Source organism: Peribacillus asahii (assembly GCF_003570725.1).
GTDB classification, from domain to species: Bacteria; Bacillota; Bacilli; order Bacillales; family DSM-1321; genus Peribacillus; species Peribacillus asahii.
On record NZ_QWVS01000007.1, the window covers coordinates 39,571 to 62,248 of the forward strand.

Genomic DNA, 22,678 nt, shown 5'->3' on the forward strand with positions numbered 1-22,678 from the left:
TCAATTTTCCTATTCCCCTATATGATTTAACAATGACTCTGTCAATTCTTTTCTTATTTGTATAATATGTTTTTCCATTAGTTGCGCTGCTTGATCTGCATCGCCTGTGGCGATTGCTAAATAAATCTCTTTATGCTCATTAATTGTATCTTGGTTACGTTTAGGATTGGCCATTATTTGTCTTCGAGTAGCTCGGATTGTATCTTGCATATGTCCGCTTAGGGTTTTAATTAATTGTAAAAATATTGAATTGTGTGAAGCGTAAACAATACTAATATGAAAGTTTAGGTCAGCTTGAAGTCCTAATTCTACATCATTTTTATCGTGATCCATCATTTCTAGTGCTTCGCGAATTCGATTTAAGTCTTCGGAAGTAGCTCTTTGTGAAGCTAAAGAAGCACATTCCACTTCAAGCATACGGCGAAATTCCAACATTTCATAGATTAGTTTTTTTTCAGCGTTCATGATTGTAGAGGAAATCTCTTCTACTGCGAGATTTTCTGATGTTTTGATAAAGCTCCCGCTGCCTTGTTTAATCTCAATTATCCCTTTAATTTCAAGTTTCCGTAATGCCTCTCTAACCGACGTTCGACTTACATTAAAACGGCTTGCTAATTCTCTCTCTGTGGGCAGTTTATCTCCAGGCTTTAATTTTCCATTTAAAAAGTATTCATTTATTTGGTCAACAATTACTTGATAGGCTTTTTTCTTTGGCTGTGTCATCCCCTATGTCACTCCTCTAAAATAACTGTACTATAAATGTCTTAATCATACAAAAATCAACATGTTTAATCAATATCAGAAAAATTAGAATTGTTAATTTTTTAATCATTTGTTAAAATTGAAAATGTTGGACCAATTTCAATTACTTGTAAATTGGTATAACCATTTATAATACGGCAAAAAATAAAAGTAATAAGGGGAGAATGAAATGATAGCAACAAATGAAGAATTGGTTTTTGCTCTACGGAGTGTGCTTTCAGAAAGTCAAGTAACAGTAAATCAAACGATATTAGAGCAGCATAGCAAAGATGAGTCGTATCATACGCCCAGTCTACCAGATATAGTCGTATTTCCGGAAACGACGGAAGAAGTGAGTAAAGTAGTAAAAATAGCGGGCCAATATAAAGTACCGATTGTACCATTTGGAAGAGGTTCGAGCTTAGAGGGGCATGTTATTCCTTATGACAACGGCATTACCATCGATTTTTCCCTCATGAATAAAATATTAGAAATCAGGGAAAACGACTTTCTCGTAAGAGTTCAACCAGGTGTAACACGTTCTGAGTTAAACAAAGAGTTGAAAAAATACGGGTTGTTTTTCTCGGTAGATCCAGGAGCAGATGCATCGCTTGGCGGTATGGCAGCGACAAATGCTAGTGGAACAACATCGGTTAAGTACGGAGTCATGCGCGACCAAGTTCGTGATTTAGAGGTTGTTTTAGCAGACGGAACTGTAATAAATACTGGGAATCTAGCAGAAAAGTCTTCATCTGGATATCATTTAAACGGTCTGTTCGTCGGTTCTGAGGGCACCCTCGGATGTTTTACAGAATTAACACTTCGGGTGTATGGTATTCCTGAACATATTATGGCTGCTAGAGCTTCTTTCCCAACCGTTAAAGATGCTGTAGCTGCGGTCGTTAGTATTCTACAAGCAGGGATTCCGATTGCAAGGGTTGAATTTGTAGATGAACCTTCTATGAAACAAGTAAACTTGTATAGTGAAACAGCCTACAAGGAACAACCAACCTTATTTTTAGAGTTTCATGGTAATGAAGCTGGATTAGAGCAAGATGTTGAATTTATGAAAGAGATTGTAGCAGAACACAATTGTGAAGGCATTGAATTTGAGACAGATAATGCCGCTCGAAATCAGCTATGGGATGCTCGCCATAATATGGTTTACGCTTATAGTCATGGAAACCCAGGGAAAAAACTAATGATAACGGATGTTTGTTTACCAATTTCAGAGTTAGCTGGGGCGATTGAGCATGCCAGAGAGGCGTTGAATACGTTAGCGTTGACTGGAGGCATAGTAGGTCATGTCGGTGATGGTAATTTCCATGTTCTTCTGATGATTGATATGAACGATGCTAATGATATAAAAGGAGCAAATGAATTTAATGAAATGATTGTAATGTATGCGTTAGAACGTGGGGGCACCTGTACGGGAGAGCATGGTGTCGGTGTGGGCAAACAGAAATATCAAGAGAAAGAGCATGGAAAAGCGTTGCTTGTGATGGAGAAAATTAAACAAGCGCTCGACCCTGATAATCTTTTCAATCCAGATAAGATTATAAAAGTGAAAAGATAGGGAGACATTGTATGAAAATTTTAGAAGCCATAAGTGCGATGGCTGTTAAATTTTAATGTTGATAATTCAATAAAAAATAAAGGGAACTCAAAATTATTTGGAGGTTCCCTTTATTTTTATTTTTTTAACTTTTTGAATATTATAATCTGATGCCTTGTTCTTTTGACAGGATAACATATTCTTTAACCTACGAAGATAATGTTATTGATAATAAGAAATATAGAGAAGTTTTCAAGGAAGTATCGTGAGGTTGAGACGGGACAAGCCTACATGGGAGTTGGTTTGATAAGACCACGGGTAAACGATGAGGAGGGGGAGGTTCTGATGCAAAGACTACATTTATTTGAAAGAGGTATATAGATTCCTAATAGAACTTCAGACTGTAAGCAAACTCGATTTTGATTGAGTTTGTCTACAGTCTGACAACAGACGTATAATTTGCTGTTTTTATCTAGTTACTCTGTTTTAATGTTTTGAACGAAACGTTCGAAAAACGAAGTGATAGAAGATTTCATTTCAGATAATTTCTTTTTTGAATCTTGTATAAGGCTTGTATTTTCCGCTTCTTTTGCTTTTTTTTCTTCTATTTCTTTTACACTTTGTGGTTTTTGAAAAGCAATCGAAGCAGTATTTTTACGTGATTCTTTCATAATACGAGCGAATAAAGTAGCTGGATTATCGCCGCCTGAAGTCGTTAGATAGAGGGCCTTACTCGGTTGATCAAACCCTAAATGGACGGACATCGTCACATTCGGTGTATACCCAACAAACCAAGCATCTCGAATTCCTCCATTTGTTCCTTCTTCTTCCGTTGTACCTGTTTTTCCTGCAACAGGAACACCAATTTTAGCGTTCTTTCCTGTTCCATTTGGCTCGGTTATGACTTTTTGCAACATTTCCGTTATATGATAAGCGGTTTCTGATGTAAAAACATCGATACCTTTTATTTCGGCTTGTTCCTTCTTTTGAACGAACTCTCCGTTTTTATTTTTAATCAACTTAATGGCTTTCGCTGGTTTAAAGTATCCGTAGTTAGGAAAGACAGCGTACGATTGTGCCATTTGAATAGGGGTAACTCCTTTTTCCATTCCGCCTAATGCCAAGTGTAACTGTTCGTCTTTTTCTTGTATCTCGATATTCATTTTTTCTAATGCTTTTACACCTGTTTTTATGCCGATGTCTTGAAATACTGCAACAGCAGGGATGTTGGCTGAACGAATTATGGCTTGTTCTAGTGTGATGTTGCCTCCATATTTTTCTCCTGCATTTTTAGGAGAATAGCCGTCAAAATTTGTTTTTTCATCAACGACGGTGGATTGTGCATTCCATTTTCCTGTTTCCAAAGCAGGTGCATATACAACAAGTGGTTTAATAATAGAACCTGGTTGATAATATTGATACGAACGATTTAAGTACCCTCTGACAAAATCCCGTCCTCCGTATAAAGCAATAATATTTCCATTGTCGTTATCAACAGCTGCTATTCCTACTTGCACTTTTTTGTTTTTAGATTCTTGATCGTCTTTGTAAGAAAAAGATTGAGCCGTTTGGTACATATGCTGTTGAAATTCAGTATCTAAATACGTATAAATATGATATCCGTTACTTTGTAAGTCTTTGTCACTCAGCTCATAATCTTCTTTTGCTTCCTTTAATACATAATCAACATATGAATCTAAAGCAGAAGTCTGTTTGTTCTTGGCTTGTTTCAATATAACGGTTTGTTGTAACGCTTTTTGATATTGGTTTTCTGTGATAGTTTCATTCTCTTTCATTGCTTGTAAGACAATATTCTTACGTTGATTTCCTGCTTTTAAGTTTTTTGTATATGTAGAAGGTGCTTTTGGCAAACCAGCTAAATACGCACTTTCAACTAAGGTTAAATCATAAACGTTTTTATTAAAATATTGTCTCGCAGCTGTACCTACTCCATATACGCCTTCTCCTAAATAAATCCGATTTAAATACATTTCGAGAATTTCTTCTTTACTGTATTTACTCTCGATAATAATCGATAAAAGGGCCTCTTGAAATTTGTGTAAGACATTTCTATTGTATATGTCCCCGTTCACATTTTTAATCAATTGTTGTGTAATGGTACTTCCTCCGTGCATTTTTTGTGATGGACGAATCATTTCATAAAAAAAGGCACGAATGTATCCTTCAATGGATACACCGATGTGTTGATAAAATTGTTTGTCCTCCACATCCACAAACGCACGTTGTAGTTGAGTAGGCATTTCATCTAACGTCACAACATCTCTGTTGGTACTATTATGAACGACTTTATATACTGGATTTCCTTTTTGATCGTAGATAAAAATATTCGTTAATTCATATTGCAGTGCTTCAGTATCAAAAGTGTAATCCTTTAGTTTTGAATCGGAACTCGCAATATAAATGGTAATCCCAATCCGAATTATAAAAAATAAGAGAAGGAAAATTTGTAACCCTACTAAAGAATAAAAAGAAATGTTATACAATATTCGTTTATATTTGTTTATAAAGGTTTCTTCTTTATGTGAAAATAGGGCAACCAATCCCAAAATGAAAAGTCCGATAATCACGATACTTATCCCGATAAGACCCATAAAAAATAAAAGAAAGCCAATTTGTAATCCTATTAAAGCATAAAAAGAAACGTTGTATATGATTCGTTTATATTTGTTCGTAATAGCTTCTTCCTTATGTGAAAATAGGGTAATCAATCCCCATATCAAAAGCCCGATAGTCACGATACTCATCAATAAACTTAAGACTTCCCATACCCAATGTTGTTGAATTTTAAATACTTGAGCGAATAGAGATAATATGTTAGTAAAGATAAACCGAAAGATATCCATTACGTTGATAACAACTCCTTTTATGGCAATAGTCATAGCGTAGGCTCTTTTCCTTTCTATTTAGGAATAATATCAGCCAAAGGATGATGTACTGATGAAAAGAGTAATATGTTTAATTATACCTATTTTACTATCAGCATGCTCCATAAATAGAGTAAGTCATACTTTTTATACAGAACGAGAAGAAATTGTACGTATTATAAGTTAGCTACATAGACAGGGTACATACATTTTAGATGAAAAAGATTAAAAGATGATTAAAAAATAATGAATGATTTTTAAAAAAATATTCAGTTGTTAGTATCCATTTAATTAAACTTTATTCTAAAGCGACCATAACAAAAAGGCAGGAACATATTGTGCATATCGAATATGTTCCTGCCTTTGATTTTATTGACTTTATTCATTATTTTATTTTGCAAATACATGATTACCAATTTTCTTCACGACGTTACGAGTACGAATCCAATCATCCGTTGCAATATCCGGGTTATAAAAATACATTGAATTATTTAAATGATCTTTTCTCATTAATGCTTCATCCACTGCTCGTTTCGACTCATCTGATGCGGGTTTATTAATTTCACCATTTTGAACAGGTGAAAAAGCATAGCTATTGCCTACTACTTGATTAATAACATCTGTAATATTATTTGGAAATTTAGGAGAATCCACTCGATTTAATACAACAGTCGCAACTGCTACTTTTCCTTTATATGATTCACCTTTTGCTTCAGCTTCTACCAATCGGGCAAATAAGTCTTTCTCTTTATTTGAAATTGAAACGGCCGGTTTCTCTGGTTCTTTTTTAGGCCTTTCTATTTTAGGGTTTGATGATTGTATAGATACTGCTTTTAATTTATTCGGAATTTGCAACATTTCTCCTGTATAAATCCAATCGTCATGACGATTATGGTCTTGTTTTATATCATCAATGGTTATACCATATTGTTGTCCAAGTTTCCAATGGCTATCTCCTTTTACAACTTGATATTTGGTAATAGCCTCGACCGTATTATTTTGTAGCCCTATAAATGCAAATGTAGCTACACAAGTTAAAACTAGTGTTTTCATGTAAGTGTTGTTCATCGGTGCTACCTCCTGTGGCCTCGTTGGTATTACACTAACATGAGCTGATACTCGTTTTACAGAACGATTCCATTACATTTCTTTTTAATTTGATAAATATCATTACAGATAAGGTGGAATTATGACATTATCCCTATATTAATGTCATATTCAACCCAAGATTTATAAAATGGAGACAGATATTACCGTAACTTTCAATCTTTTAAGACAACTCTGATTGTTTATAAAAAACGGTTCGGGGGAAAAACTTCGACGCAATGGCACATATAGAAATGGTAGCTTTATTCATTCTTTAATTCCATCTATACTAATATAGTGCTAGTGAATAAGCTGTAATGGATTTACTATTAAAAGGAGAATTTATGAGAATTTATCAATATACTCATCCGCAACAAATTGAATCAACCGACAAACATGCTGTAATCGATGAATCAGGTGAAGTAGTTTGTTACGTACAACGTCAGTATAGTAACAAACTAAAAAAGTTTGTCGATCGTGTTTTGGAATATCGCTATTTTGTACAATACGATGTAAAAAACAACGATGGCAGTAAAATATTTAGCTGTAAAAAGATTGTACGAAAAGGTAGAATGTGGTTTGAGGGAATAGATTTCATTACAAATAAGAAAGTGATTATTACATATGAGAATTGGCGTCTGGGCATTCCAAACCTGACAATACTCGAGGGTGCCCATAAAATTAGAATCAATAAAGAAATGGAAGAATGGTCACAGTTTGTCTATGAAGAACGAGTAATTGCAAAATGGAAGGCTGATTTTATAGATGAACAATTCCAGATGACATTACAAATAGAAGAAGAGAGTCCCATTCAAAATGTTGCATTTTTCATCGCAATTTCTCAAGCGGCGTTATTTGTCGGAGCATAAGTCATGCTTTTTTCTTTTTCAAGTAAAGAACAAGTTACTAATTGTGAATAACGAATGAAATTTAACCTGTATCTACCTTATCGAATCACCCAATAATGATGAATGACATCAGTTTCTAAACGGGGTGTTAGTAAAGGCTGTGGTAAAGCAGAAATTACTATATTATCTTGGTAGCGATGGGGTAAGCGGCAGAAAGATACAGGGGAATTATGTCGGTGTATACCTATTTACCTAATCAGGTGTTGAAATGTTGAGTGAGTCACACTGAGCAGGTTATTTCCACGTACAACTCATGTGGAGTGTTGTTCACTACTTGTAAGGAAAGATAAATAATAGAGATGTAATAGTGAGTAAAGAGTCTTTCAATTTCGGAAAGGCTCTTTGTTTTTGTTTGAAAATTTTCTGTAGCTTTCTAATATGTCTTTAAACGACTTTATATTAAGGTTTTAAGGGGGTCAATGAGAAAGTGAACTAATTATTAATAGTGTGTGACTACGATGTGACCAGAATGTGACTAATACTTTGTTAGAAAATAATTTATGAATAGTGTAAATTAGTGATTTTGAGATGTAATAGTTTGCTAAATAAATTAAGATTAATGGACTTTTTGTAATCAGGATTTGGACCAAGCGATAAAAAGAATTAAGTGGCCTAAACAGTAATGCAATTGAAATAGTGTTTGTTGAACCAAAGAGCTGATTTTGAGTCTAGGGGGAAAAGATTCCTTTAGGATTCTTTATTCAACATTCACTAAAATATGAAGGAACGGAGCACGTCCGGTTTGAATTGCACTTTAGATTGTAAAATTCTTCACTTAAGTTAACCGACAGTTTAGTTCAATAACTAATTATGATAAATGGCTCTTGTTACAGTATGCAGCGTATTATAATGTTAAAACGACTTCAACGTGACAATTTTATATTTGCTTTGTTTATGTAGTTTAATTCAATAGGAAGGTTACATATGGAAGACTTAAAATTAGAATTACATATTGTGGGAATATATGGAAGCTTACGTAAAAAACCGTTTAGAAATTACTAAAAAAAAATAAAATGCTTCAATATAGATTAAAACAACCTTTTGGTGAGGTTATAATAAATTGAAGCAAGATAAGGTTTTCCTGCGATTGTTAAAAAAATTTTTTAGGAAGGATAAAGAAAAATGCTTTATATATGGGATATTGAGAAGATAATTAAAAATATATTACAAGAGCTCAAACTAAATATAAATGTGGAATTCAACAATAAACTCACTGCACCGATGAGTTATAACGTTTCGACAAATACGATAAAGTTTAACTACATACAAATTAACGGATATAACGCTAAAATTAACTTTAAAATTAAAGAAACAGATGAAAACTTTGTGAAAATTATTCTTTACCATCAGCTCGGTTATTATTTAGAATTTAGGGAAAATACACGAGTTTTAAAGACTCTCATTTATGGTAAAGAAGAAGAAAAGGAACAGCTTTTAGCAGAAATCGAAGAGAATTCTTGGGAATGTGGAAGAACATTTGTACCCGAATATCTATTAAAAGCATATGATCAAGTACGTGAATTAGATAAACTTTGGGACACATAGGCTTTCAAAGTCATATAACTCTCGATTCGATTGAATAACAGAAGCTACAGGTGTGATGACTTTGGGGAAACGTAAAGGTTAATCTATAATCACATGATATCCATCCACCGAAGACAACTAAACCCTTGTGGGGTGTTGCCTTTTACCGTTTCCTTCAACGTAGAACATTTCTATTTGACTGACTCCAGTAAACGGAAGCGTTACAACTCAGGGGGCTAAGGTACCATTTTTTCGTTATTGATAAAGAAGGAATTGACAGTTTAGATACTTTACTCGTAAAGTTGCTTATGATGCAAAATAAAATGGGGGAGAACAGATGCAATTCATTAATAATCTACTTCTGGATATGGAACTAGACCCTAGATTAGTAGAATATCTTTCGATTATAATCAAGATTTTTCTTATAGGGCTTATCTGTATCGCAGCAAATTTTATTTCAAAAAGAATAGTGGTCAGGATCATTACTCGTATCGTTACAAACTCCAAAATCAAGTGGGGGCCAATCATTTTGGAAAGAGAAGTTTTCCGAAAGTTATCCCATATTGTTCCTGCGATCATTATTTATTCGTTTGCTTCAACCTTTCCAACCTATCAATCAACCATCGAGAAATTGGCCATTGCCTATATGATTATTGTAGGGTTAGTGTTTATAAGAAGCTTACTAAATGTATGTAATGATATTTATCAAACCTTTGAAATATCCAAGGTTAAGCCTATTAAAGGATATATTCAGGTGGTTAACATTATTATCATGACTCTCGGGGTCATCTTAATTATCTCGAACCTAATGGGAAAGAGTCCTCTTATTCTATTAAGTGGTATTGGTGCTCTCTCGGCTGTTTTGATGTTAGTATTTAAAGATTCGTTATTAGGACTAGTGGCAGGAATTCAGTTGACGTCCAATGATATGGTTCGGGTTGGTGACTGGATCGAAATGCCAAAGTATGGAGCAGATGGTGACGTTATTGATATTTCTTTAAATACCGTAAAGGTTCAAAATGGGGACAAAACGATTACGATGATACCAAGTTATGCTCTTATTTCCGATTCATTTAGAAACTGGAGAGGGATGCAAGGATCAGGCGGTCGACGAATCAAGCGCTCTTTGTACATAGATACCAGTAGTATCACGTTTTGCACTGAGGAAATGATTGGAAAATTTATAAAAGTTCATTACCTTTCAGACTACATTATTCAAAAGGAAAAGGAAATTACCGAGTATAACACCAAAAATGAAATAGATAGGAACAATCCTGTGAATGGTAGGGCCCTTACCAATATCGGTGTTTTTAGGGGATATATCAGCAATTACCTCAAAAATCACGAAGGAATCAATCAGGATATGCCCTTAATAGTTAGACAGCTGGCACCTGGTGAATACGGTCTGCCTCTAGAAATTTATGCATTTACCAATGACGTACAGTGGGCAGTGCATGAATCTGTGCAATCTGATATCTTTGACCATCTATTTGCTGTTGCACCAGAGTTTGGACTTAGAATATTCCAGAATCCATCTGGGGCAGATATAAGAAACGTGGTAGAAGAATCGGAAAACAAAGCCTTAATTGGCGAAAGAAACTATTGAAATAATCATCGAAACAAAACCGACTGTTTTAAATAACACAGTCGGTTTTTTCTAATTCAAGAAACTACTTTTGTGAATTTTTGTATGTATTTCTCAAGCTCAGGTATTTTCGCTTCTCTGGCTATTCTTATGGATAATTCAATATCATAATGAATTATATTGGAGTTATCTTTTGAAGACTAACCATGGGTAGCAAGGCTTCTGATTCGTAGAACACAAACTTTATATAAGTTTAGAAAATTTAAACCAGCGTTTGAAAATAAAATTATTTACTTTTAACGGTTAGAAGCCGTATTCTTCAGTTGGAAAATACGGCTCATTCAAAAAATCATTATTTATTAAATTTTTTCTTGAACAATCGCACCCGTTTAAGAAATATGCAATTCTATGTGTTCATTTTAAAAATTCTTAGTTATCTCAAGAAGGTAATACAATCTGTATCAACTGGTTTAATACTTCTTTTCGAAGTAGTCAACTAGTTTGTTCTTGATGGTACTGACCATAAAGGGTAATGTGAGTTAAGATATCACGTGTAAAATTTGTAAATAGGACCCTATGTTTATGGCATAGATGCTAAAATTTCTTGCATTTTTTGTGACACTAATGGATAAAAATTAGTTTTTGCGCTAGTGGTGGAATTCCCCCCGAAAAATCCTGTGCCCGGACAAGTTTTAACAGCATGTCCTTCACTGTTATCCAATACTCTTTCCCCTGAATTAATATCCCACCAATGATGATATGTGATGGTGTCAATGGAGGGAGTTAATCCGTATTTCAGCATAAGCAAGGCATTAACCATAACAATGGTTTTCTTTTGTTCCTCAGTCATTTGGTCTTTACCTATATCAAAGTATCCAAGATTTTCAATCGTTAATGCATCGGCTTCAATTTTCTGCATGGCAGATTTATTAAGCAACCCAAATGAACCTTCGGGCGGTGTGTCAAATGGTCTGCCTACTGCTACTTTTCCGTCTGGAAATGTGGTTAATTGTTGACTTATCTCATTCCACTTCATCCCTTGAATATGATACTTCTCCATTTCCTTCAACAAAGTAAAATGATTCGAACCATTGAAATCTTTATAAGCCGGTTGAGCTGTGTTATGCTCTTGGATTTTACGAACCTTTCTAGTGAATTTGTGATTAAATATCCAATCTTTAAATTCCTCTCTAGTCATAAGTATAAACTTTCCTTGCATGGTGAGCTGTTTAGGAGGAATCTTTATTTTTTGCCCTACATAAATAACATCGGATGTAAGTCTATTCGCTGTTTTTATTAGCTGGACTGTAGAATTAAATGCTTGTGAAAGCTTCCAAAGAGTATCTCCAGGAGCAACTTCGTACATGACGGGCACCCTTAATTTCTGCCCAACTAATATTAGATTAGATTGTAATCCGTTGATTAGTTTCAGGTCTTCTACAGAGGTCCCATAGATTTTTGCAATTTTCCATAAATAATCCCCGGATTTCACCTCATATATATTTCTTGGGTTATTAGTTGCATAAGCAGGAGGTAAATTCATTAGCATTAATAAAATCAAACTAAATACAAGTATAAATTGTTTCTTCATTTTTTATATCCTTTCATGATGATTACACGAAAAACTTTGTTGTTTATAACAAAGAAAACTTTTCATTACCCTTGTTATTGTTTGTAAAACAACTATGAAATTATTCTAGAATTAATACCTTCTCGTAAAAAAGGAGACTGCCGTCTATATTAAAAATTTGTATTCATTATTAAACCAGGCTTTTGATACAGCTGTTGATTGGAATTTAGCAAAGGGTAATCCAATAAAAGGAATTGGAAACCCAGTAAAAAATGATAGTAAAGTCGATAAGAATTGGAATAGAGAAGAAATTAATACTTTTCTTCTTATGGCTTCTGAAAGAGAGATAGCTGCCTCGTATCTTGTAAGTATTCATACAGGTATTCGACGTAGGAATTATTGGATCTTGTTTGGGGTGAGGTAGATTGGGAGCAAGGAACAATTAGAATTAATAAAAGTGTAGTACATCGTTTAAGAGGAGAGGGGGTTAAAGATAGGTCCAACGAAAACAGAAAACTCTAACAGAACAATTCCCCTGCCTAAATATGTGATGGATATTTTAATAGAGCATAAGAAAGTGCAAGGTTCTTTAAAAAAGCAATATGGTGAAGAATATAATCCGTTAGGTCTAGTGTTTCTATCTAATAAAGATTCACTAATGGATTCTGAGAACTTTAGTTGGTAATTTGTAAAAATACGGGAAAATTAAACATTAAGAAAATATCTCTTCATGGATTAAGACATGCTCACGCTACGATATTAATGAAAGCTGGAGTGAACGCTAAAGTTGTAGCCGATCGTCTTGGTCATGCTCGTGTATAAATTACGCTAGATTTCTTGATGAAGAAGTCCAAGGGAGTACATCTGAAATGTTTTCTAATTTTTTGTATGGTGTATAACAAATGATTGAACTTAAATTAAGTTGTGCAGATTTTGTGCAACTTTTGAAAGTGTACAAGCTATGAGGATAAGTGCGCCCATAATAAAAAAGCCAAAATCCTTGGTATACAAGGATTTTGACCTCTGAAAAAGGATGGAGCATAGGGGGCTCGAACCCCTGACCTCTACGCTGCCAGACATAGACATGGTTTCGGATTATAACATATTGGGCTTGAAAATGTTGATATAACGGGCTTGATTTTTTAGTATGTTGGATTTAGTAGGGCGTGGTTGGGGACAGTTTGTTTATTTATGTCCCCAGGCTGTCCAAAATTCTAAAGTGCCATGTTGAAAGAGTAATACCTATTAACCTAATAAATGTTGCCACGTTGAAGGAAAACATTAAGCAGAGGGGATGGATAGGCATGGTGTTTCGGATTAATCGAACTGAACCGTATCATTTATGTCCAAAGTGAACCGGGGGAAAGGAACTGAAATACTGATGAGGCTTTAGTTTAGGTAGTGGACGAAAAATAGACTATTCTAGGATGGAGTGATTACTTGAAAGCAAAATATCAAACTTGGATTCGAATTTACAAACTAATTATATTTTTGGTTATTTCACTTATTCTCTTTTTAGTAACATTATTACCTATTAATTTATATCTTCGAGTTCTGGCAGGGATCTTAGCGTTGCCTTTTATTTATATTGCATTTCTTCTTTCCTATTCTGTTTACCAATTTGCAACAACTGGGGGGATTATCAATCAAAAATACATGATTTAATCGTTGCCAAGGTGAATTGGGATGGTAAAGGAAAAATATTGGATATAGGAACTGGCAGTGATTCGCTGATTATTAAATTGGCAAAGATATTTCCTAAGTCATTTTTAACTGGAATTGATTATTGGGGTGGGGATTGGGAATATTCAAAAGCGCAATGCCAACGGAACGCTGAAATAGAAGGAGTTTCTGATAGGATTGACTTTCTAAAAGCAAGTGCTGCTGAGCTCCCTCTTAATGATGGAGAGTTTGAAATCGTTGTAAGTTGTCTAACATTTGATGAAGTAAAAGATAGAAAAAATAAAACTGAAGTGATTAAAGAGGCATTAAGAGTGCTAAAACCTGATGGTGTATTTGTCTTCTTAGATTTGTTTAAGGATGAAAAAATATTTGGAGATGAAAAGGAGCTTTTGATAGCCTTAAAGGTGCATGGTGTATCAGAATTGAATAGCTGTAAACTTGCTGAAGTAATCAAATTACCAAAGCTTTTATTGAACAAAAAAGTATTAGGAAATGCAATAATCTTGAGCGGAAGAAGATAATCGATACTAGTTTGTCTTCTGTAAACCATGGGAAAAATAATTTAAGGCTATGAGGATTCCCCTGAGTCTTAAGTGTTCTTTCAAACTGCGAGTATAAGAGGCGCGGTTTTTTGAGGGGGATTTTTATGGCTCTTTAAAGAATTACCACTTCAAGGAAAAGGGAAAACAAGGTGCAATATTCTGTTTAAAACAGTATATTACATCTCGTGTGTACATCATGAATTAAATCCAAAGTCTTTTGCTAAAATAATCGCATGTGTCTAATGTTTCACTTTATTAATAAACAAACTTATACTCCTATGGCTTAAACTAATAGGGTTTTGTACTTGCGCTATTACGCATTAAAATTAGTTATTTTTGAATATTAATAGTGTCAAGTTTTGCTAGCCTTAATATAGCAAAGCCAAAAACTGACCATATAAATCCGATAGAAACGAATAGTATGACTAAGATTGGAGTCGAAATTTCTTCTGGCAAAACTAAAACATCTGAAAGTATACTAAGGGCAATCAATAGAAAGTTATCTAAAAATAAGGCGATAGCTGTCGAGGACAAAAACAAAGTTGAACTCCTTACTTTTTTTAATTGTATGAATAGATAAATGGAACCAATCATCATACACATTGTCCCCGTGAGCATAAAAATAAGCCCGAATGGTAAGTCAGACCCATAAAGGTAAATTTCCGAAAAGCTAAATAATCCGCTTAAAACGGCAGATAAAATTAATATCATAATTGAATTCCTAACTTCTTTTTTATATAGCGAGTAGCTCGCTATTAGTCCACCTATACAAAGAAGTGGAAAGATAAAGGAAATATAATCGGTTAGATCTTGTGGTTCGTATCCTTGACCCCATCTTTTTCCATTAAATAAAGCATCATAGATAGGTTTGACACCCCAAAAGAATCCGCCAATAATACATAACCAACTTAATAGCTTCTTCAAAGATATCCCCCCTAGTGTTTAAATCTATGAATAAATAACTACATTTTTCTGTATCCAAACTGAAAGCAATTAATCGAATATATCAATGAAGTTGTGCAGAGGAAAATTTACCATGAGCAGTCAAGTCCTCTAAGATCTATTTTGTTAAATTTTTCCTCTATTCATCATACTTCATTAATATGTAGTTGAGAACAGACGAACACCTACATTATAAAAAGGCTTTAAGCTTAGTTTTCAATTTTTTATTGAGGTAAATGAAAAGTAAAACTACTGCTGTAACTGGTGCGGTGAAACATACCATAAGTAATATAATGAGGCTTTTATGCATATAAGGAAAAAACACTATCCAGATTCTTTAATTAAAATTTAAAGTATAAACAATCAATGACCTCTTAATAGTCCATACAACAAATCCTTATCCAGCTTGGCTTTTATTGTGAGAATTAAGAAAAATGATAGGTAGAAGGTGACAAACATGGAAGCAATCGTCCTAGCTGCTGGATATTCCAGCCGAGCGAATGCATTTAAAATGACTTTACCGATGGGGCAAATGAGCGTGTTGGAGCAAACGATTTCTAAATTTGAAGGATTATGCACCAGGGTTATCGTCGTAGCTGGGTTTCAAGCGGAAATCATCCAAGAGGAAATTGTCAAGATCATCAGTAAAAATGCCTATTCATTCCAGATTAAGTTTGTTTATAATGAAAACTTTAACCAGGGGATGTTTCATTCCATTCAAAAAGGCTGTAACGAAGTAAATGCCCCAACCTTCTTTATAACACCCGGAGATTGTCCGCTTGTTAAAAAAGAGACCGTTCAGCTACTAGCAAAACACAAAGGAAACGTGGTTATTCCTAGCTTTGACTATAAAGGGGGCCATCCTATCAAATTATCAAGTGAAGTGAAACAGAAAATTCTCGAAGCCGACCCAGAAAGTAATTTACGTGTGGTCCTGGGCGGTTACGAAAAGCAATACATGAATGTAGATGATGCGGGAGTATTAATGGATATTGATACGCCGGAGGATTACCAAAAAGCCATTGATTATAATAATAAAGCTTTAAATTTATCGAAGTAAAAATATAATTAAAAACTACGAAAAGCTTGAATAGAAATGAATCATAAAAGATCATTCTCATTGATAAAATTGTAGGAAGAGGTTTCTATTCAGAATATGTCCCTTTAAAAAATGAGTCGAAGGGTGTTGTTGCAATGAATCTCAAAAACATAAGCACCTCAGTGCCCAAAAAGGACCATAAAGGTAAAGTATCGGGCCAGTTGCCCTATATTAGTGACGTGAAAGTGGAAAATATGGTTTATGGTGTTTTGTATCGGTCGCCAATTGCTTATGGAAAAATCATATCCATTCAATTACCTACTCTTCCGGAAGGGTATGAAGCTGTTGGAGCAGAGCATATCCCCGGACCGAATTACGTCAAAATTATCAAAGAAGATCAGCCCATTTTTGCCAATGAGTGGGTCAATTATATTGGTGAGCCGATTCTCATGCTCACTGGAAAAGACCTGGATATCCTGTACAGTTTGTTAAATGAAGTGAAGGTTGAATTTGAAGAACATCAGGCTATCTATACATTGGACGAAGCGATCAAGCAAAAATCAGTATCTTCAGTTTTGGCAAACTATGAATTTGGAGAAAGCTTAGAGAACATTTCAGCTATCGAGCAGGGAGCCCATCAAATCATCGAAGAAGAATATGATACGGGTTATCAGGAGCATGTCTACCTTGAGCCACAAGGAATGCTCGCCGTTTATAAGGATGATGAAATTATCGTCCAGGGATCGATGCAATGTCTTTATTATATAAAAAATGCATTGCTAAGCGCATTAGCCTGTGGTGACGATGAAGTCAGAGTTGTTCAAAGTCCTACTGGTGGAGGTTTTGGCGGCAAAGAAGATTATCCTTCGATGATGGCTTGTCACGTAGCCGTTGCCGCAAGAGCAGTCAAAAAATCGGTAATGCTCGTGTTCGACCGTTCTGAGGATATGCTGGTTACGACGAAAAGACATCCGGCCAAACTCAAATATCGAACGGCCCTTGATAAGGAAGGAAATATTTTGAGCATGTGTGTTGACATCTTTCTCGATGGAGGGGCGAATGTGGGGTTGAGCTCTGTCGTGCTGCAGCGCGCATTAATAAACAGTGCCGGTGTTTATAAAATTCCGCATTTTCATGCAAAAGGCTATGTCTTAAAAACCAATACCGTTCCGAACGGCGCCTTCAGAGGCTTTGGTGCTCCACAAAGCTTTGCCGGAATCGAAAGTCATATTGGACATCTTAGTAAACTAGCAAAAATCGACCCGCTTGAATATAAACGAAAATACCTCGTCAAACAAGGAGACCCCACCATCACCAAAGGTAAATTCCGCGACCCGATATTAGTGGAAGAAATGATTGAGGACGTACTCAACGTGTCAGAATACAAAAAGAAAAAAGAAGATTTTCAGCGCTTAAATCAACAAAATCAGCGCTATAAAAAAGGCATAGGAACTTCGCTGTTCCTCCACGGCTGTGGATTTACAGGCAGCGGCGAAAGAGATCATATTAAAGCAACGGTGAAGCTGGTTAAATCAAAGGACGACCAGGTATCACTAAAAATCTCAAACTCTGATATGGGACAAGGTATTTTGACAACGTTGTGTAAAATTGTCGCCAAAGAACTTGACCTCCCGTTCGAAGATATTTTGTACCCTTATCCCGACACAAAAGAGGTTCCCGACTCGGGTCCGACAGTAGCTTCCAGGACGACGATGATTGTCGGAAAATTGCTTGAACGGGCCGCAAAAAAACTTAAGAATCAGTGGCAAACAGGGGTGGAACAGGAAATAGTTGAGCACTATGTTCACCGTGAAATGATTCCTTGGGACGAGAAAACCTTCACTGGAGATGCCTACCCGGCTTATTCATGGGGCGTTAATATTGTTGAAGTAGAAGTTGATACGTTAACAGGAAATATAAAGTTAGAAAAAGTATACGGCAATTATGAAGTGGGGAAGGTCATCGATGAACGGATTATGAAAGGCCAAATTGACGGTGGTTTGGCTCAAGGGCTAGCATACGGATATCTAGAAAAGATGACGTCAAAGCAAGGTAGAATCCAACAAAAAAGCATATCGGATTATGGACCGCCGACTTCATTGGATGTTGTTTCAATCGAAAGCAAGGTCTTTGATAACCCCTATGCTGATGGCCCATACGGGGCGAAGGGCGCAGGTGAATTGACTTTAATTGGAGGCGCCCCAGCAGTCCAAGCTGCAATCGAGGATGCTCTGCAAACTTCTTTTCAGCAAATTCCGATTACACCGGAAGTCATTATTGAAAGTCTTTGGATGAAAGAAGGTGAAGAGGGTTGATTAAATTCACACTAAATGGAAGAACGGTAGAAACTGATGCCCCTGCTACAGCAAGATTACTAGATTTATTAAGAGATGAGTTTGAGTTAATCGGAACAAAGGAAGGCTGTGGTGAAGGAGAGTGCGGCGCCTGCAGTGTTTTTGTGAATAACCTCCTGCAAAACAGCTGCCTTATTCCGATTGGCTCGATTGCTGGTGCCGATATTCAAACGATTGAAGGCATCATTGAAACGGAACAATTTAAAATTTTAGATGAGAGCTATTCCATCGCCGGGGGAGTGCAATGCGGCTATTGCATTCCGGGGATGATTATGGCAAGTGCAGCTTTGTTATCTAAAAATCCTCATCCTTCAGAGGATGAAATTCGTGAAGGCATCTCGGGAAATCTGTGTCGATGTACGGGCTACAATATGATTGTTGAGGCGATTAACTTAGCAGCTAAAAAAGGTGATGGCTTATGGTAGAGAAAATAACAGCGTATCGCTTCGAGCGTTTAGACGAAACGTTGAGCCAATTGAATAGAGAAGATTGTGCAATCATAGCTGGAGGCACCGATGTTATGGTTCTTCACAAAAGTAGGAGGGGAGTACCTCCGAAAATCCCTAAACCGATTGTTTTTATTAATCATCTTTCTGAATTAAAGCAGGTGTATCAACATCACAAGGATCTCCACATCGGGGCCTGCTGTACCTATAGTGAATTACTTGAAAATCCGTTGATTCCTTTTGCTTTAAAGAATGCAATTAAAACAATTGCTGCCCCAGCAATTAGAAACAGGGGAACATTAGGCGGTAATATTTGCAACGCCTCTCCAGCCGGTGACATGCTTCCTTTATTATATGTATACAATGCAAAGCTTCTATTGCGCTCCGTAAATGGGAATCGCATGGTTACGATTAGCGATTTTATTCAAGGTCCACGACGAGTTCAACGCTTCCACAATGAAATAGTAACGGAGATTATTCTGCCGTCCGTATTAGAAGATTCACATGTCGTTTTCGAGAAAGTCGGCAACCGCAACGCAGATTCCATTGCTAAGGTATCGTTTGCGGGTTCCATCCGAATAAGCAAAGATAGAATCGATGACATTCGATTTGCCTTCGGGGCGGTCGGACCTACGATAGTTCGTTCCGTTGATATTGAGAAGAAGCTAGTTGGAAAAACGATACCATTAGACGGTGCAGACATCGCTGCGATTGGGTCAGCCTTCGATAAGATCATTAGACCAATCGACGATCAACGCTCCACCGCGGCTTACAGAAAAACCGTTGCGTTACATCTTTTACGTTATTTTCTTAGCATGAAGCAATATCAACCGAATTAATGTTTAAAAATAGGGGGGGGAGCTTTTCATGCTGCTGATGGAAAAAGTGGCCATGCTGACGCGTCAAAATGAAACCTTTGCTTTAGCCATGATTATTGAATCAAAGGGCTCGACTCCCAGGCATGTTGGAAAAATGATTGTCTACCGGGATGGTACCATTGAAGGGACTATCGGAGGGGGCTTGGCTGAACACTATGTGATCGAAGATAGTGTAAAGGCGATCCAAAATGGCCAATCGAAAATCGTTGAATATAAATTGAATAAATATGCAAAAGACGGAATTCAGATGAATTGTGGCGGCACGTTACGGGTCTTTATTGAAGTGTATACAAGCAGGCCTGAACTCGTTCTGGCTGGAGCCGGTCATTTAGGCTATGCGTTGTCAAAGCTCGCTGATTCCCTCGAATATCCTTATTGTATTGTCGATGATCGTGTGGATTATTGTACGAAGGAACGCTTTCCTAATGCGACAAACCTTTTTGTGAACGAGGATATTGGAAAGGCTTTGCTCGCAGCCAATCTAAATGAAAAGTCATATGTGGTAATTGTTACAAAAGATTGTGATGATATTGTATTAAAAACGGCACTGCAATTTCCGATTGCCTATGTTGGGATGGTCGCCAGTAAACGCAAGGTCATAAGCATATTTGAAAAGTTAAAAAGTGAAGGGGTTACGCAAGAACAGTTGGAGCAGGTCCATTCTCCAATCGGATTAGAAATTGGCTCAGAAACATCAGAAGAAATTGCCATCAGTATTATCGGACAAATCATCAAAGTAAGCAAGGAAAAAAAGCCTATAAAAGTGAAACAATTAAATAGATAATGTAGAAAGGTATAACACCTGAGGCAGATAAAGCTAAAATCAAAATATCTAATAGACAGTGAAGTCAGTCCCCGCTGTGTTAAGGTATTGACTCAATGGGACTAGTAATGAATGCAGTGTACTGTGATACGTTGATTATAAAACATTCTTTAAAAAATTATTTCTGAAAGTGATAAAAGTAAAAGCGGGAAACCCTGAATTATCAATGTTTTTCCCGCTTTTTATCATTTTATATTTGAGTTACATATAATCATAAACAGAATCATTAAAATAGAGCCAATGATAATATTCGATCTGTGAATCTGTCATCCCGGAAATTTCTTCCCTATTGAATTTTTGTTGTTCAATTAACTTCTGTACTTTGGAATTTCTTTCTACTTGGCTCATCTTAAATCCTCCTTATAGTATATAGTATGAGAAGTAATGAAGTATGTAAGTGTTGAAAGCGTTTTCTTTTCTTCTTGCTTTTTATTATATATCTCAATATGAGATTAAACAAATATCAAATATAGATAATTTTTCACGAAATAATATAGAAATGTTATTTATCTACTTACTTTGAAGCAGTTAAAGAGTTAAGGTCGAATTGCTAAAGCCTGTGTTTTGTTAAGGGTTATGGATTTGATTCAATGACTGTTCAGGATAATCAACTAAGGGGTTATCTGAAAGTAGACTTACAACTTTTTTCTATTTGTCTTGGTATTTGCACCAGAATCACATTTTAATTCTGAATGAATAGCTAGAATGATATGAATAGAGCAGCAGTAAGTACCGAGAGGGTATATACTGCTGTTTTTTTCGTTTCTCTTTATGAGGATGGTTCTTGAGTAAACATGTATCAAACAATTCCCTCTTAATTCTCACATAACATAAACTTTTTTATCACATACCTATCACTTAAGCCTTTTACAATACAATTATCAAATAACTCAGCAGACCGCAATGTCTTATCTTTTTTAGAATTTCAATTTCCTATTGCTGACCACTCCCATGGCTAAAGCCACGGGGTTCTTTCTCACGAACATCCCACTTACCACCTTCCATAAGAAGAGGCAGAGGCAAGACTTGAGTGAGCAACACTTGAGAGAAAAACAGTCTTTCAAGTGGGCAAGGTCTGTGCCGACTACGCCGTTCGACCGGCGATACTTTTTCCTGTTGGAGGTTTGTCCTGAAGAGATGTCTCTCCTTGTTTGTGTGGCTTGGACAAAAACTTTTGATACCAAACAGGCTGTTTAAACACCACAGAAACAAGTGGTCGGACGGCCATGTGATGGTGTTTACGTGCAATATTTTGAGCACCGTTTACATCACGATGGATTTCTGTTTTGTGAACAGAACAAATAAATGTTCTTCCCTTTGCCCGATGTCTGCCTCCGCAAAACGGACAGTCTTGAGACGTATAGCTTTCTTCCGTTTCTGTCACATGGATGCCTTTTAGTTTCGCTTTATAGGTGAGCTTTTGTTTGATTTTCCCAGGATTCCACAGGGACAGTTGTTGTCTTCTCATTTTGTTCTGTTTTCGTTTCTTTTGTTCGTTCTTCTTGGTCCCTTTTTCGATACCTGACACGTTTCCGATGACCAAATGCGTTACTTTTTCCGCTTCTAAAAAGGCGACAATTTCTTTCGTCGTTTTATGTTCTAGAGCTTCAAGTTGGTTCTTGCTTGTTTGGCGTAGTCGATTTCTGGCGTCTTTGTACTTTTTCCATTGACGAGAGCCTTTTTTACAACGGGACATTTTCTTGCTTAATTCCGCTAAAGCTTTGGCATGGAATTGAGAGATACTGCGCATCGTACGTCCTGACAAGACAAGCGCTCGATCCTCGGTGGCCACCGTGACTGCATGAATTTCTCCTAAATCTCCACCTGCCACCTTCTTCTCATACGCAGACAGATCTTGTTCAGGAACTTGAACCGCATAACAAAACCAATACGCTCCGTTCCGCCAGACAATTTCCGCATAGTTACATGCGTCTACGTGTTCTTCTAATCGATTGGGGATGACGACCGATGTATATTGCTTCGGAACCTTTTCGTTCCAGTTTTTCTTTTTCTTCTTCGTTAAAAGGTCAGAGAGGGAGAATCCATAGTCTACTTTTTTAATCGTGATGGTGTCTGTTGAAAGGTCCATAGAAGCTTTTTTTAAGGGGATACAATAA

General features: G+C 36.2%; 18 protein-coding genes and 1 pseudogene. 12 read left to right on the top strand and 7 right to left on the bottom strand.

Annotation, left to right across the window (positions count from 1 at the left end):
* Positions 1-9: 9 nt before the first annotated feature.
* Positions 10-723 (bottom strand): FadR/GntR family transcriptional regulator, encoded by a 714-nt coding sequence (locus D1953_RS04270; RefSeq protein WP_119115925.1) that lies wholly within the window; start codon positions 721-723, stop codon positions 10-12.
* A gap of 299 nt (positions 724-1,022) precedes the next feature.
* On the opposite strand from D1953_RS04270, the gene D1953_RS22145 reads away from it, so the two are divergent.
* Both D1953_RS22145 and D1953_RS04275 read left to right on the top strand, forming a co-directional pair.
* A complete protein-coding gene (locus D1953_RS22145; RefSeq protein WP_425454246.1) occupies positions 1,023-1,067 on the top strand; it encodes a hypothetical protein in 45 nt (14 codons plus the stop codon).
* On the top strand, positions 1,064-2,317 hold the full coding sequence (locus tag D1953_RS04275) for an FAD-binding oxidoreductase (protein ID WP_425454247.1): 1,254 nt from the start codon (positions 1,064-1,066) through the stop codon (positions 2,315-2,317). The genes D1953_RS22145 and D1953_RS04275 overlap by 4 nt, the downstream gene beginning before the upstream one ends.
* A gap of 455 nt (positions 2,318-2,772) precedes the next feature.
* Here the strand turns inward: D1953_RS04275 and D1953_RS04280 are convergent, their stop codons facing one another.
* The gene (locus D1953_RS04280; protein ID WP_119115927.1) at positions 2,773-5,196 is read right to left on the bottom strand and encodes a PBP1A family penicillin-binding protein; all 2,424 of its coding nucleotides are present in this window, start codon (positions 5,194-5,196) and stop codon (positions 2,773-2,775) included.
* 375 nt (positions 5,197-5,571) lie between these two features.
* Positions 5,572-6,249 carry a cell wall hydrolase gene (locus D1953_RS04285; RefSeq protein WP_119115928.1) on the bottom strand — a complete coding sequence of 226 codons (678 nt, stop codon included), beginning with the start codon at positions 6,247-6,249 and terminating at the stop codon, positions 5,572-5,574.
* A 362-nt stretch (positions 6,250-6,611) separates the two neighbouring features.
* Between D1953_RS04285 and D1953_RS04290 the strand changes: the two genes are divergently transcribed.
* The 3 genes from D1953_RS04290 to D1953_RS04300 all read left to right on the top strand — a co-directional run bounded on the left by D1953_RS04290 (position 6,612) and on the right by D1953_RS04300 (position 10,305).
* Positions 6,612-7,136 carry a tubby C-terminal domain-like protein gene (locus D1953_RS04290; protein ID WP_119115929.1) on the top strand — a complete coding sequence of 175 codons (525 nt, stop codon included), beginning with the start codon at positions 6,612-6,614 and terminating at the stop codon, positions 7,134-7,136.
* A 1,161-nt stretch (positions 7,137-8,297) separates the two neighbouring features.
* A complete protein-coding gene (locus D1953_RS04295; protein WP_119115930.1) occupies positions 8,298-8,720 on the top strand; it encodes a hypothetical protein in 423 nt (140 codons plus the stop codon).
* A gap of 316 nt (positions 8,721-9,036) precedes the next feature.
* Positions 9,037-10,305, top strand: a complete 1,269-nt coding sequence (locus tag D1953_RS04300; RefSeq protein WP_119115931.1) for a mechanosensitive ion channel family protein — start codon at positions 9,037-9,039, stop codon at positions 10,303-10,305.
* A 559-nt stretch (positions 10,306-10,864) separates the two neighbouring features.
* On the opposite strand, the gene D1953_RS04305 is transcribed toward D1953_RS04300, so the two are convergent.
* Positions 10,865-11,875: a LysM peptidoglycan-binding domain-containing protein gene (locus D1953_RS04305; protein WP_119115932.1), complete on the bottom strand. Its 1,011-nt coding sequence runs from the start codon at positions 11,873-11,875 to the stop codon at positions 10,865-10,867.
* 657 nt (positions 11,876-12,532) lie between these two features.
* Between D1953_RS04305 and D1953_RS04315 the strand changes: the two genes are divergently transcribed.
* Positions 12,533-12,676, top strand: a complete 144-nt coding sequence (locus D1953_RS04315; protein ID WP_119115934.1) for a tyrosine-type recombinase/integrase — start codon at positions 12,533-12,535, stop codon at positions 12,674-12,676.
* Between the two features lie 618 nt (positions 12,677-13,294).
* Positions 13,295-14,058: pseudogene (locus D1953_RS04320) on the top strand (class I SAM-dependent methyltransferase).
* Between the two features lie 351 nt (positions 14,059-14,409).
* Here the strand turns inward: D1953_RS04320 and D1953_RS04325 are convergent.
* Positions 14,410-15,003, bottom strand: a complete 594-nt coding sequence (locus tag D1953_RS04325) for a hypothetical protein (protein WP_119115935.1) — start codon at positions 15,001-15,003, stop codon at positions 14,410-14,412.
* 475 nt (positions 15,004-15,478) lie between these two features.
* Here D1953_RS04325 and D1953_RS04330 point away from each other — a divergent pair, with 475 nt between their 5' ends.
* From D1953_RS04330 to D1953_RS04350, 5 genes are all read left to right on the top strand, one after another.
* Positions 15,479-16,081: a nucleotidyltransferase family protein gene (locus D1953_RS04330; protein ID WP_119115936.1), complete on the top strand. Its 603-nt coding sequence runs from the start codon at positions 15,479-15,481 to the stop codon at positions 16,079-16,081.
* Positions 16,082-16,215: 134 nt separating this feature from the next.
* A complete protein-coding gene (locus tag D1953_RS04335; RefSeq protein ID WP_119115937.1) occupies positions 16,216-18,375 on the top strand; it encodes a xanthine dehydrogenase family protein molybdopterin-binding subunit in 2,160 nt (719 codons plus the stop codon).
* Entirely contained in the window at positions 18,372-18,839 is a 468-nt protein-coding gene (locus tag D1953_RS04340) for a (2Fe-2S)-binding protein (protein WP_119115938.1), read from the top strand. Before D1953_RS04335 ends, D1953_RS04340 begins: the two co-directional genes overlap by 4 nt.
* A complete protein-coding gene (locus D1953_RS04345; protein ID WP_119115939.1) occupies positions 18,833-19,699 on the top strand; it encodes an FAD binding domain-containing protein in 867 nt (288 codons plus the stop codon). Before D1953_RS04340 ends, D1953_RS04345 begins: the two co-directional genes overlap by 7 nt.
* Before the next feature lie 28 nt (positions 19,700-19,727).
* Positions 19,728-20,522: an XdhC family protein gene (locus D1953_RS04350; protein WP_119115940.1), complete on the top strand. Its 795-nt coding sequence runs from the start codon at positions 19,728-19,730 to the stop codon at positions 20,520-20,522.
* A 240-nt stretch (positions 20,523-20,762) separates the two neighbouring features.
* On the opposite strand, the gene D1953_RS04355 is transcribed toward D1953_RS04350, so the two are convergent.
* Both D1953_RS04355 and D1953_RS04360 read right to left on the bottom strand, forming a co-directional pair.
* Entirely contained in the window at positions 20,763-20,909 is a 147-nt protein-coding gene (locus D1953_RS04355) for a BH0509 family protein (RefSeq protein ID WP_119115941.1), read from the bottom strand.
* Positions 20,910-21,645: 736 nt separating this feature from the next.
* Positions 21,646-22,678 (bottom strand): RNA-guided endonuclease InsQ/TnpB family protein (locus D1953_RS04360; protein WP_142920431.1); only part of this gene is annotated, 1,033 nt, incomplete at its 5' end.